Raw genomic sequence first — 17,213 nt, 5'->3', positions numbered from 1 at the left:
AGACTGTCGGAGCATGAGCATGAGTGAAATCCAGACTGCCCCTACGCGCTCGCAGCCCTTGCAGGCTGGGGTGAAACTGCGCGGCGCCGACAAGGTGGCGCGCATCCCGGTGAAAATCCTGCCCACCGAGCAGGTGCCGCGCAAACCCGACTGGATTCGCGTGGAGATTCCCACCACGCCGGAAGTGGCACGGGTCAAGGCCCTGCTGCGCAAGCACAAGCTGCACAGCGTGTGCGAAGAGGCGTCCTGCCCGAACCTGGGGGAGTGTTTCTCGGGCGGCACGGCGACGTTCATGATCATGGGCGACATCTGTACCCGCCGTTGCCCGTTCTGCGATGTCGGCCATGGCCGGCCCAAGCCACTGGATGCCGATGAGCCGACGAACCTTGCCATCGCCATTGCCGACCTTGGCCTGAAGTATGTGGTGATCACCTCGGTGGACCGTGACGACCTGCGCGATGGTGGCGCCCGCCACTTCGCCGATTGCCTGCGCGAGATCCGCAGGCTGTCGCCGGGTATTCAGCTGGAAACCCTGGTGCCGGATTACCGTGGCCGTATGGACGTTGCTCTGGACATCACTGCGCAAGAGCCGCCAGACGTGTTCAACCACAACCTGGAGACCGTGCCGCGCCTGTACCGGGCGGCACGGCCGGGCTCGGACTTCGAGTGGTCGCTGGACCTGCTGGAGCGCTTCAAGCAACGCCTGCCGGCGGTACCGACAAAGTCCGGCCTGATGCTCGGCCTGGGCGAGACCGATGCCGAGGTGGTCGAGGTGATGCAGCGCATGCGTGAGCATCAGGTTGACATGCTGACCCTGGGGCAGTATCTGCAACCGTCTCGCAGCCACCTGCCGGTGCAGCGCTTCGTGCACCCTGACACCTTCGCCATGCTTGCCGAGCAGGCCTTGGCGATGGGGTTCAGAAACGTGGCCTCCGGGCCGCTGGTGCGCTCGTCCTACCACGCTGACCGGCAACTGCAAGCAGTTTAAGGGTTCAGATCACCATCATTCGCGGTAGGTGCCTTTTTGCTTGGCGGCGTGAACCGCGAGTGCATCCATGAGTGGGGGCAACAAGCAGTCGCAAGGTTCCAGGCCAAGTTTACGCAGACGCTCGCGAATCGCCGCCATCTGTGCCGGTGGCGTGCCGCTTTCGATCACCGAGGACACGAAAGCGGCAAATGCCAGGATGAGGCCTCAGTTCACCATCACTTCGTCCAGTGCCTGCTCAAGGGTGCTGACCGTGCGCTCGATATCGTGCAGTTTTTCGAGCCCGAACAGACCGATGCGGAAGGTCTGGAAGTCGGCCGGCTCGTCACATTGCAACGGCACTCCGGCGGCTATCTGCAGGCCGTGCTCGACAAATTTCTTACCGCTCTTGATATCGGCATCATCGGTGTAGCTCACCACTACGCCCGGGGCCTGAAAGCCGGCGGCGGCCACGCTCTTGATGCCTTTGCCAGTCAACATGGCGCGCACTCGATCGCCCAGAGCCTGCTGTTCGCCGCGGACCTTGTCGAAACCGTAGGCTCGCATCTCGTTGATTACTTTGTTAAATCGCGCGAGAGAGTCGCTGGGCATGGTCGCATGGTAGGCATGCCCGCCCTGTTCGTAGGCCTGCATGATCTGCAGCCACTTTTTCAGGTCGCAGGCGAAACTGCTGCTTTGCGTCTGCTCGATGCGCTCCAGGGCCAAAGCACTGAGCATCACCAGGGCGCAGCAAGGGGAGGCGCTCCAGCCTTTCTGTGGAGCGCTGATCAGCAGGTCGACTGCGCACTTTTGCATATCAACCCAGATCGTGCCTGAGGCGATGCAGTCGAGCACGAACAGGCCGCCCACCGCATGCACAGCGTCGCCGACGGCCCGCAGGTAATCGTCGGGCAGGATAATCCCGGATGAGGTTTCAACGTGGGGGGCGAAGACAATCTGCGGCTTGTGCGCCTTTATCGCCGCCAGCACTTCGTCCAGAGGGGGCGGAGCGTAGGCAGCCTGGCGACCCGTGTCGACCGGTCGGGCTTTCAGCACCGTGGTGGCCGCCGGGATATTGCCCATCTCAAGGATCTGGCTCCAGCGATAACTGAACCAGCCGTTGCGTATCACCAGGCATTGCTGACCGGTGGCAAACTGGCGCGCTACCGATTCCATGCCGAATGTACCGCTGCCGGGCACTACCGCAACAGCCTGGGCGTTATAGACCTGCTTCAGGGTCCTGGAAATGTTCTTCATCACGCCTTGAAACGTCTGCGACATGTGATTGAGCGAGCGGTCGCTGTACACCACCGAGTACTCGACCAGCCCCTCAGGATCAATGCTGGGATAAAGCTTCGACATGGGTGACTCCTTTGGCAGAGATGTCATTGGTATCGACCCTGTCCTTAGCCTTGTCAAATGCCAAGATTGACCGGGACTGATGAAATCCATGTGATACCGCGGCGCCTGCTTCGCGGCTGAAGCCGCTCCCCCAGGGGGCGTGGCGTTCTTGCCGGCCAAGCGTGAAAGCCCATGCTGGGCCAAGGTTGCAGCAAAGCATCGGCCGCTGGGCCGCCTGGCATCGTGTTGATCTGCGACCGATTGTGGGTGACTTTCGTCAGCTTGTATTGGCTGGTGTGGTGCATTAAGCACCATCGAGGAACGTCTCGGCGTGCCGCTGTTCGTGCGCCAGCACAATGCCCTGTTGGCGAATGATGCCGGGCTTTGTGTGGTGCACTATGCACTGTTGATCCATAGCCTGGGCCATTTGCGCGATGAGGTGTTGGGGATCGTGCTCAGGGGCTGTCAGGATCCCCGAAGAACATTTGGACATCCATATAAATCAAAAGGTTATGAATGGGGAGTTGATTTTGTACCCCAGATGTACCCTTTTTTACAGCAGCTACGAGTGGATTACAGTGCACGCACCGAGGGGAGGGCCGGTGTCAAACGTGCAATCCCTCACCAGTCGCGCAGCTCATGCTTTGGGCTCATCCCAGTCGCTACGCGTTGCAGTAATCAGCGCATCCCAGTCATCAGGAGGGTTGCCGCGGCCGAGCATCTTCTCGAATACGACGTAGGGATCGGATTTGCTGCCTGCGGACCGTAAGGTGTTTTCGTCGTTGACCCATGCATAGACGATGACCTTGGACCTTGAGTCGTAGCGAAAGAACAGCCGAAAGCGCCTGCCGATTTTTGCGCGGCGCCAATGTCTGTAGGCGGTGCCCAGCGTGTTGCCTTGGCGGAACTCATCACGGCCCGGGTCGGCAGGCACAGCCTCCATGATCAGATGGCTCAATGCCCGAAGCAGCTTGACGTTGGCGTTGCTTTCAAAACCTTGCGGATCGTTCTGCTCGGCCCGGGCGGCGGCTTCTTGCAATTTGCGTAGCTGTAAAGTCACACCCTCATGGAACAACAGTGTCCAGCCATGTCGCAGCATCAGATCGCGACCTCACCGTCGATATCTTCGTCCAGGTTTACAGGGTGGTTTGCATTGGCGAGCATGGTTTGCGCCAAGTCTTCCGGCAGGGTGGTGAGGTTGCGTCCGTTTCGGATATCAGCCTCCAGCAAACCCAGGAACGCACCGATGGCAGGGTCTTCGTGGGTGGTTTCTACGCGGCTGACCACGATTTCACCCCCGCGCACGTCGAATGCAATCTTGCCACCTGTGTCAACGCCCAGTAGCTGGCGAACGGATTTTGGCAGTGTGACCTGTCCCTTCGAGGTCAACGTGGCGATTTCGTGGATGGCAGGCATGAGTGTTCTCCCGGATGTATTGATCGGATGGTAAGGAATAATCCTTACTCGGTCAATCTTGGTTTCTGCTGATCAAGGATAGGCGGGGAGGACGCTCAATAGCGCCGCAGGATGAGTTACACCACTTCCAGGGACGCGATCGGCGCGAAGCCCCTAAAGACTGTCAGGGTCGCCGAAGAACATCTGTATCCGCGACCGCAACCACCGCTCTGCCGGGTCATTGTCCTGCGCCCCGCGCCAGGCCATGTGCAGCTCGAAACTGCGCACATCCAGCGGCAGATCCTCAGCCCGCAACCCACCCGCCGCGGTCAACGCATCCGCCGTGTAATCCGGCACCGTAGCGACAATATCGGTGCCCGCCAGCAAGCTCCCCAACCCGTTGAACTGCGGCACCGCCAGCACCACGTGGCGCTTGCGGCCAATCTCGTCCAGCGCCTCGTCGATGAACCCCGACAGGTCCCCGGCAAACGACACCAGCGCATGCGGCCGCGCGCAGAAGTCGTCCAGGGTGATGGCGCCGGGCACGCTGTCGGCGCGCAGCAGTTTCGGCATGCTGCGGCGCAGCACCTTGCGCTTGGCGTTGGCTGGCAGTTCGCTGGTGTAGCTGACCCCCACCGAGATCTCGCCCGAGGCCAGCAGCGTCGGCATCAGCAGGTAATTGACCCGGCGTACCACCAGCACGATACCCGGCGCTTCGGCGCGGATGCGCTTGAGCAGTTGCGGCAGCAGGGCGAATTCGGCGTCGTCCGACAGGCCGATGCGGAACACCGCATTGCTGGTGGCCGGGTCGAATTCGGCAGCGCGGCTGACGGCGGTGGAAATCGAGTCCAGCGCCGGGGACAGCAGGGCGAAGATTTCGTGGGCCCGGGCCGAGGGCTCCATGCTGCGGCCGGTGCGTACGAACAGCGGGTCGTCGAACAGGTTGCGCAGGCGCGACAGGGCCGCGCTGATGGCGGGCTGGCCGAGGAACAGTTTTTCCGCGGCACGGGTCACGCTGCGTTCGTGCATCAGCGTTTCGAACACGATCAGCAGGTTGAGGTCTACGCGACGCAGGTCGTTTCGATTCATCGGTGCGCTTCGCCTAAAGTGGGGCAGAGGTGAATCTTAAGGCCAAAGGCTGGTACCCTGCACGGGTTTAGGGGGACCAATCGCAGGGAAAGTCAGGTGCCCAATCGATGACAAGCATGTCGACTATTAATGACCACTGATGGTCTAACCGGCAAAGCCCGGATAAAGTCCGTGGTAATTAGAGGTTCACAAAGGCGAGGTATGCGATGTCCCGCATGATCCGTTTCCACAAGTTCGGCGCTGCCGATGTGCTCCGTTGCGAGGAGCAGGCCGAATCGTCACCTGCTGCCGACGAGGTACAGATCCGCGTCGAGGCGGTTGGCGTCAGCTGGTATGACGTGCTCTGGCGCCAGAACCTGGCACCGTCCCAGGCGCGCCTGCCGGCGGGGATCGGCCACGAGATGGCCGGGGTGGTGACCGCGGTCGGCGAAGGGGTCGAGGATATTGCGGTGGGCGACCGGGTTGCCAGCTTCCCGGCCACCAGTGCCAACGACCACCCGGTGTATGGCGATGTCATCGTGCTGCCGCGTACGGCCATTACCCGTTATCCGGATGTGCTCACCCCGATCGAGGCCAGCGTGCACTACACGCCGCTGCTGATCGCCTATTTCGCCTACGTCGACCTGGCCCGGGCCAAGGCCGGGCAGACCGCGCTGGTCACCGATGCCAGCCACTGCGCGGGCCCTGCCTTCGTGCAACTGGGCAAGGCCCTGGGGCTGAAGGTGTTCGCCGCCACCAAGGAGCCGGAACAGCGTGAGTACCTGCTGGGCCTGGGCGCCGACAAGGTGATTGTCACCGAAGAGCAGGACCTGTTGCTGCAGGTTGGCAAGTACACCGATGGTCGTGGCGTGGACATGGTCCTGGATGGCATGGGCGGGCCGCAGATGTCGCTGCTGGGCGATGTCCTGGCTCCACGTGGCAGCCTGGTGCTGTATGGCCTGCAAGGCGGCAACCAGACGCCGTTCCCGGCCTGCGCGGCGTTCCAGAAGAACATCCAGTTCCATGTGCATTGCATCGGCAACTTCACCGGCAAGCCGGAGCTGGGCATCAGCCAGGATCAGGTGGCGCTGCAGCGCGCCCTGCGTGATATCAACCAGTTCACTGCCGACCAGTTGCTGACACCGCAGATCATCAAGGTGTACCCGTTCGAACAGGTGGTCGAGGCGCATCGCTACATGGACCAATGCCCGTGCGGCGGGCGTGTGGTGCTGGACATGGCGCAACACTGACAGCGGTCTGCATCTATCAGGAAACCCGGGCAGAGTCCCGGGTTTTTTGTGCCTAATAGAGACTGGTTTTACGTTAAAAAAAGAAGGTTCCTACAATTAAATACGACGCGGACTATATTTGAGCTGATTGCTCCGTGGCTTGCCGAAATATCCCGCCAAGTTTTTTGTCTTGTACTGTTCCCGCCTGGCAGTCAATGTGTTTTCTCACTTCCGCTGAATGGTTTTTTTACCCTGATCTGTATCTTCTATTCGCTTTGCATCCCTCGATAATGGCTCAATGATAGTTTGCGCAAGGAGCGTGGAATGAGCATGGCTATGCCCAGGCCAGGGCGGTGTATGGCAGCGGCGGGGCGTCGCGACGATGCGTTTTTCTCGATGTCATGGCGACAGTGATGGTTACGTCATTACTTCCAATTAGTTGTAGGAAATTTCTTCTGTAAAAGTTCCGGGCATGTTGATGTTCAGGTCCTCTGATCAACGTGCGCTGGCTGCATGAAGTTGATGAGGTGATCTCGTGACTGCTATTCACGACCAGGCAATGCACTATATCTACCAGCAAGTACTCGAGCGCTTGCTCAGTCATATGTCACAAGCGCAGCGTGCTTCCTTGCAATTGCTGATACAACGGCTGCTGGTTGCTGCAGGCGGGCCCGACTACATCGGTACCTGCCGCTTGCTGGTGCTGCAAGGCAACGATCGCCGCAGCGCCCGGCTGCTGGCCATGCTGCGTGCCGCACAACTGAGTATCGCCCTGCGTGCGCCGGTAACCTTCCAGCTGCGGGTGCTGGTGGTGAGCCTGCCCGTGGCTGACAGTGCCACGCTCGAGTGCCATGAGCGCAGCTTCAATGCGCTGTTCTTGCAGGATGACCCGCGGGTGCAACTGCAGATGATCAAGGGGCGTGAAGTGGTGCCGTTCAGCCGGCATGCCCCTGCCGCGCCCGACAACTGGCTGTTGGCGAGGGACGCCATGCTGATGTTCGGTCACCTGGTCGACGCCAGGCCCGAAGCGCTGCTGGGGTGTCGCCTGCACCTGGAACTGGCGGCGGCCGTGGGCTATGCGCTGCAGGCCCATTCACCTGCGGATGTATTTATCACCGCCATCCCTGCGCGCCAGCGCCGCCGGTACCTGGCCTGGGCACGGCGCAGCCTGCGCCTGGCAGGGGAGCGTGGCCCGCATGTGGTGCACCAGTGCCTGGCGACGCTGGCACAGGGGCTGAGCCGCCTGCACGGCAGCACCGGGTTGCCATCGGGTGCCTCGGCGAGCGTGCCGCAGAATACGCCGGTGCGGTTGATTGCCATTGACGACCTGCTGCCGCCATTGCTCGAAGAGCAGCAGCTGGACCTCATGCTCGGTTGTCGCTTCGAGGGGGGGCAGGACGCCTGGCCATTGGCCGCGTTCGTCGAGCCGTTGGCCCCGGTGCAGCTGCGGGAGCTGCATGCACGCAGTCTCGAGCCGCAGGGCAGTCGCCCGGCATTGCGGCTGGCTGGCCAGCCGGGCGCCAACAAGCGGCGCGATGCGCATCAGCTGCAGTTCGGCAAGGCATACGGCATCAACCAGATCCAACAGGTGTGCCTGCTGTTCAGCCCGTTTGCCAGGCAGGGGAAGAACCTGGAGCGTTTTCTGCAGTGCTGGCATGCCGACATGCTGGTGGCGCTGCCGTACCTGCATCGAGCCTTGCAGGGTAAACCCTGCCCTGAAGCGGTGAAAAACTGGCTGGTGAACACCAGCGGCCTGCCGCTGGGGCAACTCCGGTTGATCTATGGCGGAGGCCTGCCGCTGGCCTCCTGGCGCCTCATGAGCCACCTGGCCCGTCGCGATGTACAGCTGAGGTTGCTGCCACGGCGGGCAGCGGGGCGGCGGCGTGGTCATGCGGGGCCGCCTTGATGGAGCAATCGGGCTCCGGCGAGTTCGCCTATCGCAAGGTCTATCGCTACCTGGAAGCCCTGATCGACCAGGCGCCACGCAGTGGCCCGTGCAGATTGCCGTCGTTGCGCGTGTTGGCCCGGCGGTTGCGGGTGTCATTGGCCACCGTGCAGAGTGCCTACAGCCTGCTGGAAGAAGAGGGCCGCGTGCAGTGCCTGCCCAGGTCGGGCTATTACGTACAGGGCGCTGCCAAGGGGGATGCTGCGGCCATGACTCGGCAGGCACCCCTGCCGGCACAGCCGATGCTGGAGCGCACCCTGTTCACCCACGAGCGGCGTCTGGCACGTCAGCGCACGCACAGTGTCGCCCCGTGGGAAGCGCCCGGCAGCGCCCGCCTGCGCAATGCCGTCGCCGAGCGCTATACCCGCTCCTCCAACCAGTACTGGCGTGCCGAGGACGTCCAGCTGGCCCCGGATGTGCAGGCGTTGCTGGAGACTTTGCTGGCGGCGCTGGCCCTGCAAGGCGGGACCGTGGTGGTGCACTCGCCCTGTTGCTGGCAGGTGCTGCGCGCGTTGGCCCGTGCCGACATGCGAGTGCTGGAGGTACCACTGGATACCCGCGGCAACCCGGACCTGCGCGCCCTGGCCCGGCTGCTGGCCAGCGAGCCGGTGTGCATGCTGGTCATGCCGTCGTGCCTTGGCATGCCGCAGGGGCGGCTGGTTTCACTGCACTATCAGCAGCAGCTTGGCCAGCTGCTTGGCCAGCACTCTGTATGGTTGCTGGAGAACGACCTGGACAGCGAGCACTGTTACAGCGGGCCGCCGAATACGCGCCTGCGCGATTGGGTCGACCCGCGTTGGCTGTTGGTGATGGGGGCGTTCGATGCCGCAGTGGGGGGCGAGGCGCCCTATGCCTACCTGCTGGGTCATGATGCCGTGCTGGCCCGGGCTTTCGCTGAGCGTGCATTTCGGCTTGCACCGCTTCGCCTGCAAGCGCTGGCGCACATGCTGGGCAAAGGCGAAATCGAGGCGCAACTGGTGCGGCTGCGCACCGACCTGCAAAAGCGCATGCAATGTCTGGCGCGTGAGTTGCAGCTGCAGTTCGGCCAGCGGGTGGTGTTGGAAACGCCGGAGGGTGGCCGGACACTGTGGGTGCGCTTTCGCCAGCCGCTGCCGTGGGAGGGTATTGCCGCAGCGCTGGCTGGTTCTGCACTGCATGCCCTGCCGGGCGAGCAGTTCAGCCTGCAGGGTCGCTACCAACAATGTCTGGCGATGGCGTGGCTGGGTGATCACCCGGGGGAGCTGCAACAGGCGGTAGAGCGCCTGGCTCAGGTGCTGGAACTGCGCTGTGGCCGGCCTGCCGGCGCTACACCTTGAGCCGCCGGGGTTGCGTTGCAACCCATCGTCGGCAAGCCAGCTCCCACGGGTGCAGCGTTGAACTCAAGGTTGTCGCTGTACCTGTGGGAGCCGGCTTGCCGGCGATTAGGCCCTGGCAGGCGAACGCCTCCTGTCAGCGATTCGCTTGCTCCTGCCCTTGCCGCAAGCGGGTACTGACCAGCGCTGCCACCACCAGCAACGCGGCGATGATCCACAAGCCATTGCGGGTACTGCCGGTGGCCTGCTCGATCAGGCCCATCACCGATGGGCCGACGAAACCGCCAAACAGGCCGCAGGTGGTGACAAAGGCCAGCCCTGCCGCCAGTGCACTGCCACTCAGGCGGCTGGAGGGGAAGACGAAGATGATCGACTGCACCACGAACAGCATCAGGGCAGTCAGCGAAAACCCGATCAGGCCGATGAACGAGTTGGCCAGCGACGCCAGCAGCAGCCCGGCCGCCATGGTCAGCAGGCCGCAGAACAGCAGGGTGCGGCAACGGCTCGGCGAGGTGGCCAGGCGCGGGAAGGTGGCGGCGCCGATGGCGGCAGCAATCCACGGTACGGCGGTCAGCAGGCCGACCTGGAAGGGCGACAGCGCGCCGTAGGTGCCGATGATGCCCGGCAGGAAGAAAATCACCGTGTAGATGGTGATCTGGTGCACGAAGTACACCACGATCGCCAGCCAGATCTGCCGGTCGCGGAACATCTGCCCCAACTTGCTCTGCTGCGGTGCGGCGGCCCGCTCCGCAGCCAGGCGGCGCTCGATGTCCTCGGCTTCGGCGGGCGACAGCCAGGGCGCCGAGGCCGGGCCATCGGGCAGTTTCTTCCATACCACATAGGCCAGGGCCACTGCCGGCAGGCCCTCGAGCACGAACAGCCATTGCCAGCCGTGCCAGCCCAGCACACCGTCCATTTCCAGCAGGGCACCCCCCAGCGGGCCGCTGAGGATGTTGGCCAGGCACACACCCAGCAGGAAGTAACCCGTGGCGCGGGCACGCTGTTCACGGTCGAACCAGTAGGTCAGGTACAGCATCACACCGGGGAACAGGCCCGCTTCGGCGACCCCGAGCAACAGGCGCATGACGTAGAACGAGGTTTCGCCCTGGACGAAGGCCATGCCCGCCGAGAGCAGGCCCCAGGTGATCATGATGCGGGTGATCCAGAAGCGTGCGCCCACCCGATGCATGATCAGGTTGCTGGGTACTTCGGTCAGGGCATAGGTGAGGAAGAACAGGCCGGCGCCCAGGCCATAGGCCGCTGCCGACAGGCCGAGGTCGATGCCCATGCTGGCCTTGGCCAGGGCAATGTTGGTCCGGTCAAGGAAGCTCATCACGTAGACAACGATGAGCAGTGGCATCAATTTGCGCAGCAGCAGGCCGTTCAGGCGCTGTTCTGTGGTGGCGGCAGGGGCGGGCGCCGCTGCAGTACCGGTGAGGATTGTCATTGTTTTTTCCCCGTGAAAAGTGCTGGTGGCGTGCCGCGCAAAGGCGGCGCACCCAGGTAGGTGGGTCAGGAACGGTTGATGTCGAGCCACACCGCGCCGTTGGGGTACTGGTAGCGCTCCAGGGTCTCGGCATGCATTTCGATGCTGTAGCCCGGGCGTTGCGGTGGCATGTAGCGCCCGCGGCGGATCACCACCGGGTCGATGAAATGCTCGTGCAGGTGGTCGACGTACTCCAGCACCCGGTTGTGCAGCGAGGCCGACACCGCGATGTAGTCGAACAGGGCAATGTTCTGCACATATTCGCACAGGCCGACACCGCCGCCGTGCGGGCACACCGGTACGTCGTACCTGGCCGCCATCAGCAGCACGATCAGCACTTCGTTCAGGCCACCCAGGCGGGCCGCGTCCAGTTGGCAGAAGTCCAGCGCGCCGGCCTGGAACATCTGCTTGAACATCACCCGGTTGTGGCAATGTTCACCGGTGGCCACGCCAATCGGCGCAATGCGCTGGCGGATGGTGGCGTGCCCGAGGATGTCGTCCGGGCTGGTCGGCTCTTCGATCCACAGTGGCTCGAAGGCGGCCAGGCGGCGCATGTTGGCGATGGATTCCTCGACGCCCCATACCTGGTTGGCATCCATCATCAGGGTGCGCTCCCAGCCAATTTCGTCGCGCAGGATGCGGGCGCGGCGAATGTCTTCCTCCAGGTCCGCACCGATCTTCTGCTTGATGTGGGTCCAGCCATCTTCCACCGCCTCGCGGGCCAGCTTGCGCATCTTTTCTTCGCTGTAGCCCAGCCAGCCCGGCGCGGTGGTGTAGCCGGGGTAGCCTTCGCGCAGCATCTGCGCTTCGCGCTGGGCCTTGCCCGGGGCCTGGCGGCGCAGTAGGGCGATGGCTTCTTCGGGGGTGAGCACATCGGTGACGTAGCTGAAGTCCAGGCAGCGCACCAGCTGTTCGGGCGTCATGTCGGCCAGCAGCTTCCACACCGGCTTGCCTTCGTGCTTGGCCCACAGGTCCCACACGGCATTGATGATCGCGGCGGTGGCCAGGTGGATCACGCCCTTTTCCGGGCCCAGCCAGCGCAACTGGCTGTCGCTGACGGTGAAGCGGTGCCAGAAACCGCCCATGTCGGCCGTGATTTCCTCCAGGGTGAGGCCGACGATCAGCGGCGCCAGCGACTGCACTGCGGCCGCGCAAATCTCGTTGCCACGGCCGATGGTGAAGGTCAGGCCGTGGCCTTCCAGGGCCTCGGCGTCGGTGTGCAGCACCACGTAGGCCGCCGAATAATCGGGGGCGCTGTTCATGGCGTCGGAGCCGTCCAGCGACAGCGAAGTGGGGAAACGAATGTCGCGAACGCTCAGGTGGGTAATACGTATGCTCATGGTCGGCTCTTGTTCTGTTCAAGCACTGGGAGACCTGACTGTAGGTTGTCGAGCGATACAGGCATAATCGCCAAATCTTAACCAGCGATACCGGATTCGATATGTCTCGCTTGCCTCCCGACAGCGCCCAGGCGCCTGCCAGCCTCGGCGCATTGAAGATCTCCAGCCGGCAGATCACGCTGCTCAACGCCTTGGGCGAGTTCGCTAACCTGCGCCGTGCGGCCGCGGCGATGCACACCACGCAACCGGCAGCGAGCCTGTTGCTGCAACAGCTCGAGGAGCGCCTTGGCGTACGCTTGTTCGAGCGTTTGCCACGGGGCATGCAAGCGACGCTGTATGGCGAAGTGATGATCCGCTATGCGCAGAACGCGCTGCATGAGTTCGAGCACGCCCAGGCGCAGATTGCCGAGCTGGCGCGCGGGGCCCAGGGCCTGGTGCGGGTGGGTAGCGTCATGGGGCCGGTGCCGGGCGTGCTGACCAAGGCGGTACTGGCCTACAAGCGCGACTACCCCAAGGTGCGCATTTCCCTGGAGGTCGGCACCAGCGACACCTTGCTGCCGGCCTTGCTGCGTGGCGACTTCGACATGGTGGTGGGGCGCCTGCCGGACCAGAGCGACAGCCAGGACCTGAACATCGAACTGTTCGAAGGCGGTGAGCAGATGCGCGTTATTGCCCGCGCAGGCCACCCGCTGGCCAATGCCGCCGGGCTGCAACTGGCCGACCTGGTAGCCTTGACCTGGATCCTGCACCCCATCGGCAGCCCGATGCGCCGCCGCGTCGAAAGCGCGTTGCAGGCCGGCGGCATGGTGCAGTCGCTGGATATCGTCGAAACCGCCTCGATCCTGGCTACCACCGCCATGCTCGAAGCCTCCGAGATGATTGCGGTGGTGCCCGATGACGTGGCCAAGCATTATGCCCGCTATGGCATGGTCGCCATCCTGCCGGTGGAATTGCCGCTGGCGATGGCCAACCTGGGCGTGCTGACCCTGCGCTCGCGGCCCAACTCGGTTGCCCTGGACACCTTGCTGCACTACCTGCGGGCGCAATAGCCCTGCCTTTTCACTTGCCTGAGGCCCTGCGTCAATGCCGCCGGACATGACCCATTCCAGCTTTTGCAACTGGATACGCTACAAGCACCTGGTGCTGATCGACACCTTGGCGCGCACCCGCAACATGCACGCCACCGCCACGCGCATGAACCTGAGCCAGCCGGCACTGAGCAAGATGTTGCGTGACCTTGAGGAGCAGTTCGGCTTCGCCCTGTTCGAACGCCTGCCGCGGAGCATGCCACCCACCGAACTGGGCGAATATGTGGTGCGTTATGCCCAAGGCGCGCTGGCCGAGTCGCAACAGTTCGTCGACCAGGTGAACCGCCTGCGCAACGGCGGGCACGGCTTTATCCGCGTCGGTGGGATATTTGCCGCCACCGCGCTGGTGCTGCCGCAGGCCATCGCCGCGATCAAGGCGCGCAGCCCGTTGCTGTCGATCGAAGTGGTGGAGCATTCCAGCGATCACTTGTTGACCATGCTGGAGCAGAACAAGCTCGACATCATGATTGGCCGCTTCACTGAAGAACGCTTCAGCCAGCTGTTCGACTTCCAGCCCCTGGAGCCGGAACCGTTCAGCCTGGTGGTCAACAGCGAGCACCCGCTCAACCAGCTGGAAAGCACGCCGCTGACAGCGCTGGGCGACTGGCCGTGGGTGCTGTACCCGGTGGGCACGCCGATCCGCAACCGCCTGGAGCAGGCCTTCCGGGTTGCCGGCATCGCCACGCCTGCCGACAGCGTCGAAACCATCTCCATGCCGATGTTCCTGCAATTGCTGCAGGCGGCACCGATGATCGCCATGTTGCCGCGCTCGATGGTTGCCGCGCAGCTGGCCAGCGGCCAACTGAAAGAACTGCGCAGCCCCTTGCACCTGGCGGCGCTGGAGTACGGCGTGGTTACCCGCAAGGACGAGCCGCTGAGCGCTTCGGCCCGGGCGTTTGTCGAGATTTTGCTGGAGGGCGCACGGCGCCGTCAGCAGGAGCAGAGATAAAGCCCATGCGGCCGCTGCGCAGTCCATCGCAGGCAAGCCAGCTCCCACGGGTGCAGCGTTGCTCTCGAGGTTGTCGCTGTACCTGTGGGAGCGGCCTTGTGTCGCGAAAGGGCCGCAACGCGGCCCCAGGATTGATGCGCAACAGTTGAAATTGCTGGGGCTGCTTTGCAGCCCTTTCGCGACACAAGGCCGCTCCCACAGCGATCGCGCCACCTTGTGGCACAGGGACAGCGCATGGCTTGATGTCAATGCAGTCGGTGTGGGAGCTGGCTTGCCTGCGAAGGGCTGCGCAGCGGCCCCAATGGCCCTCAAATGTGATTGATAAACGCGCTCTGATACCTGTTTTTGATAACCCAAGGTTATCGCACGATCGGATCATCTCATTGGGAATGTTGCCCAAGGCTTCTTACAGTGGTCGCAGCCATAACAAGAAGCCAGCCGCAGCGCCCTGAGAGGTCTCATGCAACTGATTGCCAAGTCCGGTGACCTTGCCGTCATCCGCCTCCACCCGCTGGACAACGTGCTCATCGCCCGCCAGGCCCTGCCGCAAGGCCTGCGCCTGGACGCCGAGGCGATTACCGTGCGCCAGCCGATCCCCTCGGGCCACAAGCTTGCTACCGAACGTGTGGAGCAGGGCCAGCCCCTGCGCCGTTACGGGCAGATCATCGGTTTTGCCTCGCAGGCCATCGACGCCGGCGATCACGTGCATGTGCACAATGTGCAGATGGGCGATTTCGCCCGTGACTACGCCTTCGGTGTCGACACCCGCAGCCAGCCCGGCCGCGAGGCGCAGTTCCAGGGCATCGTGCGCGCCGATGGCCGGGTCGCCACCCGCAACTACATCGGCATCCTCACCTCGGTGAACTGCTCGGCAACCGTGGCCCGGGCCGTGGCCGACCATTTTCGCCGCGACATCCACCCTGAAGTACTGGCCGATTACCCGAACATCGACGGCGTGGTAGCGCTGACCCACGGCGCCGGCTGTGCGGTGGACCCCAGCGGTGAAGCCTTGGGCCTGTTGCGTCGCACCCTGGCCGGGTACGCCGTACACCCCAATTTCGCTGCCGTGCTGATCATCGGCCTGGGCTGCGAAACCAACCAGATCGAAAGCCTGCTGGAAACCCAGGGCCTGCAGGCCAGCGCCCAGCTGCGCGCCTTCACCATCCAGGGTATCGGCGGCACCAGCAAAACCATCGCCGCCGGTATCGAGCAGGTCAAGGCGCTGCTGGTCGAGGCCAACCAGGTGCAGCGCCAGCCGGTCAGTGCGCGGCACCTGGTGGTCGGCCTGCAATGTGGCGGTTCCGATGGCTATTCCGGCATTACCGCCAACCCGGCGTTGGGCAATGCCGTCGACCGCCTGGTGGCCGCCGGTGGTACCGCGATCCTCTCCGAAACCCCGGAAATCTACGGTGCCGAGCACCTGCTCACCCGCCGTGCGGTCAGCCGCGAGGTCGGCGAAAAACTGGTGGCCCGCATCCGCTGGTGGGAAGACTACTGCCAGCGCATGAACGCCGAACTGAACAACAACCCCTCGGCCGGCAACAAGGCCGGGGGCCTGACCACCATCCTCGAGAAGTCCCTCGGTGCGGTGGCCAAGGCCGGCTCCAGCAACCTGGTCGATGTGTACCAGTACGCGGAAGCGGTGCGCGCCCAGGGCCTGGTGTTCATGGATACCCCCGGTTACGACCCGGTTTCGGCCACCGGCCAGGTGGCTGGCGGGGCCAACCTGATCGCCTTCACCACCGGCCGTGGCTCGGCCTACGGCTGCGCCCCGGCGCCGTCGATCAAGCTGGCCACCAACAACCGGGTGTTCGAGCACCAGGAAGAAGACATGGACGTCAATTGCGGTGGCATCGCCGATGGCTCCACCAGCATCGAGGAGCGCGGCGCGTTCATCTTCGAACAGATGCTGCGCATCGCTTCCGGTGAACGCAGCAAGAGTGAGCTGCACGGCTACGGGCAGAACGAATTCGTGCCCTGGCAGATCGGTGCCGTGACCTGATCGCCAGCCCTGTTCCATTTCCGAGGCAACCGCAATGACTCAAGCCACACATTACAACGTGCAAGCGCTCACCACCTTCGTCGAGCGGCTGTTCGAAAAGGCCGGCGCCGATGCCGAAGTCGCCCAGGTAGTGACCCGGGTACTGCTCGAAGGCGAATTGCTGGGCCATCGCACCCATGGCCTGAACCTGGTCAGCCGCTACATCGACGGCATGCTCGGCGGCCAGGTCAAGGCCCGCGCGCAGGCACTGGAGCAGGTGTCGGACAATGGCATTTCCAGCCTGTTCGATGGCCACTACGTGCTGGGGCCGTACTGCGTCAGCCGTGCCCTGGACTGCGCGGCAAAGGGCGCCACTTCGCAGGGCATCGGTATCGCCGTGGTGCGCCGTGCCGCGCATATCGGCTGCCTGGCAGCCTACCTCAAGCCCTACACCGACCAGGGCCTGGTAGCCATGCTGTATTCCTCGGACCCATCGGTAGGGCTGGTCTGCGCCCATGGTGGCGCCGACCCGGTGTACACCCCCAACCCGATTGCCGCGGGCATCCCGACCCAGGGCGAGCCGATTCTGCTGGACGTCAGCATGTCCACCGTCACCCTCGGCCTGGTCGGCCAGTGCCGCGATGCCGGCAGCCGCCTGCCGCACCCGGTGCTGGTGAGCAATGACGGGCAACTGAGCGACGACCCGCGCGACTTCTTCACCAGCCCGCAAGGCAGCATCCTGCCCTTGGGTGGCCAGGCTTTTGGCCACAAAGGTTTCGCCCTGGCGCTGCTGGTCGAAGCCCTGACCTCGGGGCTGGCCGGCCATGGCCGCAAGGATGCACCAGACCAGTGGGGTGCCTCGGCCACCGCCGTGGTCATCGACCCGCGTTTCTTCGGCGGCCTGCAAGCGTTCACCGACGAAACCAGCTTCCTCGGCCGGCTGGTCCTGGCCAGCCGGCCACTCGACCCCGAGCGCCCGGTGCGCCTGCCTGGGCAGGCTGGCCTTGCCCTACGCCGCCAGGCCCTGGAGCAGGGCGCAAGCCTTTCGTCACAGCTGGTGGCCGACCTTGACCGCCTGGCCGGGCAGCTGCAACTGCCGGCACTTTCCCAATGA

The 17,213-nt window shown here is 63.8% G+C and carries 14 protein-coding genes and 2 pseudogenes; 9 read left to right on the top strand and 7 right to left on the bottom strand.

Translation table 11 applies throughout. From position 1 onward, the window contains the following. Positions 1–19 precede the first annotated feature (19 nt). Entirely contained in the window at positions 20–988 is a 969-nt protein-coding gene (lipA, locus tag ABX298_RS25055; protein ID WP_075045418.1) for a lipoyl synthase, read from the top strand. Positions 989–1,003: 15 nt separating this feature from the next. Here the strand turns inward: lipA and ABX298_RS25050 are convergent. Both ABX298_RS25050 and ABX298_RS25045 read right to left on the bottom strand, forming a co-directional pair. After that, a pseudogene (locus tag ABX298_RS25050) lies at positions 1,004–1,177 on the bottom strand (glutathione-dependent formaldehyde-activating protein); the annotation flags it as partial. Between the two features lie 15 nt (positions 1,178–1,192). Continuing rightward, the gene (locus ABX298_RS25045) at positions 1,193–2,326 is read right to left on the bottom strand and encodes an aminotransferase class V-fold PLP-dependent enzyme (protein WP_075045417.1); all 1,134 of its coding nucleotides are present in this window, start codon (positions 2,324–2,326) and stop codon (positions 1,193–1,195) included. Positions 2,327–2,606: 280 nt separating this feature from the next. Here ABX298_RS25045 and ABX298_RS25040 point away from each other — a divergent pair. Continuing rightward, positions 2,607–2,759: pseudogene (locus ABX298_RS25040) on the top strand (LysR family transcriptional regulator); the annotation flags it as partial. A gap of 183 nt (positions 2,760–2,942) precedes the next feature. Here the strand turns inward: ABX298_RS25040 and ABX298_RS25035 are convergent. The 3 genes from ABX298_RS25035 to ABX298_RS25025 all read right to left on the bottom strand — a co-directional run bounded on the left by ABX298_RS25035 (position 2,943) and on the right by ABX298_RS25025 (position 4,789). Further along, entirely contained in the window at positions 2,943–3,404 is a 462-nt protein-coding gene (locus ABX298_RS25035; RefSeq protein WP_075045415.1) for a type II toxin-antitoxin system YhaV family toxin, read from the bottom strand. Further along, complete coding sequence (locus ABX298_RS25030; protein WP_075045414.1) at positions 3,404–3,721, bottom strand: type II toxin-antitoxin system PrlF family antitoxin; 318 nt, start codon at positions 3,719–3,721, stop codon at positions 3,404–3,406. The genes ABX298_RS25035 and ABX298_RS25030 overlap by 1 nt, the downstream gene beginning before the upstream one ends. Before the next feature lie 153 nt (positions 3,722–3,874). Continuing rightward, entirely contained in the window at positions 3,875–4,789 is a 915-nt protein-coding gene (locus ABX298_RS25025; RefSeq protein ID WP_038409468.1) for a LysR family transcriptional regulator, read from the bottom strand. Between the two features lie 206 nt (positions 4,790–4,995). Here ABX298_RS25025 and ABX298_RS25020 point away from each other — a divergent pair, with 206 nt between their 5' ends. The 3 genes from ABX298_RS25020 (at position 4,996) to ABX298_RS25010 (ending at position 9,258) form a co-directional block, all read left to right on the top strand. Then, positions 4,996–6,018, top strand: coding sequence for a zinc-dependent alcohol dehydrogenase family protein (locus ABX298_RS25020; RefSeq protein WP_025339441.1), 1,023 nt, complete (start codon positions 4,996–4,998; stop codon positions 6,016–6,018). Between the two features lie 514 nt (positions 6,019–6,532). Further along, the gene (locus ABX298_RS25015; protein ID WP_367393803.1) at positions 6,533–7,903 is read left to right on the top strand and encodes a hypothetical protein; all 1,371 of its coding nucleotides are present in this window, start codon (positions 6,533–6,535) and stop codon (positions 7,901–7,903) included. Further along, positions 7,903–9,258, top strand: a complete 1,356-nt coding sequence (locus tag ABX298_RS25010) for an aminotransferase class I/II-fold pyridoxal phosphate-dependent enzyme (RefSeq protein ID WP_367393802.1) — start codon at positions 7,903–7,905, stop codon at positions 9,256–9,258. Before ABX298_RS25015 ends, ABX298_RS25010 begins: the two co-directional genes overlap by 1 nt. 133 nt (positions 9,259–9,391) lie before the next feature. Here the strand turns inward: ABX298_RS25010 and ABX298_RS25005 are convergent, their stop codons facing one another. Then, positions 9,392–10,702, bottom strand: coding sequence for an MFS transporter (locus ABX298_RS25005; protein ID WP_367393801.1), 1,311 nt, complete (start codon positions 10,700–10,702; stop codon positions 9,392–9,394). Positions 10,703–10,767: 65 nt separating this feature from the next. Next, positions 10,768–12,081, bottom strand: coding sequence for an L-fuconate dehydratase (locus ABX298_RS25000; RefSeq protein ID WP_367393800.1), 1,314 nt, complete (start codon positions 12,079–12,081; stop codon positions 10,768–10,770). 101 nt (positions 12,082–12,182) lie between these two features. On the opposite strand from ABX298_RS25000, the gene ABX298_RS24995 reads away from it, so the two are divergent. The 4 genes from ABX298_RS24995 (at position 12,183) to ABX298_RS24980 (ending at position 17,213) form a co-directional block, all read left to right on the top strand. Next, positions 12,183–13,130 carry a LysR family transcriptional regulator gene (locus tag ABX298_RS24995; RefSeq protein WP_025339436.1) on the top strand — a complete coding sequence of 316 codons (948 nt, stop codon included), beginning with the start codon at positions 12,183–12,185 and terminating at the stop codon, positions 13,128–13,130. A 34-nt stretch (positions 13,131–13,164) separates the two neighbouring features. Further along, on the top strand, positions 13,165–14,118 hold the full coding sequence (locus ABX298_RS24990; protein WP_025339435.1) for a LysR family transcriptional regulator: 954 nt from the start codon (positions 13,165–13,167) through the stop codon (positions 14,116–14,118). Between the two features lie 460 nt (positions 14,119–14,578). Next, complete coding sequence (locus tag ABX298_RS24985) at positions 14,579–16,120, top strand: UxaA family hydrolase (RefSeq protein ID WP_367393799.1); 1,542 nt, start codon at positions 14,579–14,581, stop codon at positions 16,118–16,120. Positions 16,121–16,154: 34 nt separating this feature from the next. Next, positions 16,155–17,213 (top strand): Ldh family oxidoreductase, encoded by a 1,059-nt coding sequence (locus ABX298_RS24980; protein ID WP_367393798.1) that lies wholly within the window; start codon positions 16,155–16,157, stop codon positions 17,211–17,213.

It is taken from the genome of Pseudomonas sp. X4 (genome assembly GCF_040784925.1).
Taxonomy (GTDB): Bacteria; Pseudomonadota; Gammaproteobacteria; order Pseudomonadales; family Pseudomonadaceae; genus Aquipseudomonas; species Aquipseudomonas putida_Z.
The sequence above is the reverse complement of the archived record's forward strand: the minus strand, read 5'-3'. Positions and strand labels throughout refer to the sequence as shown.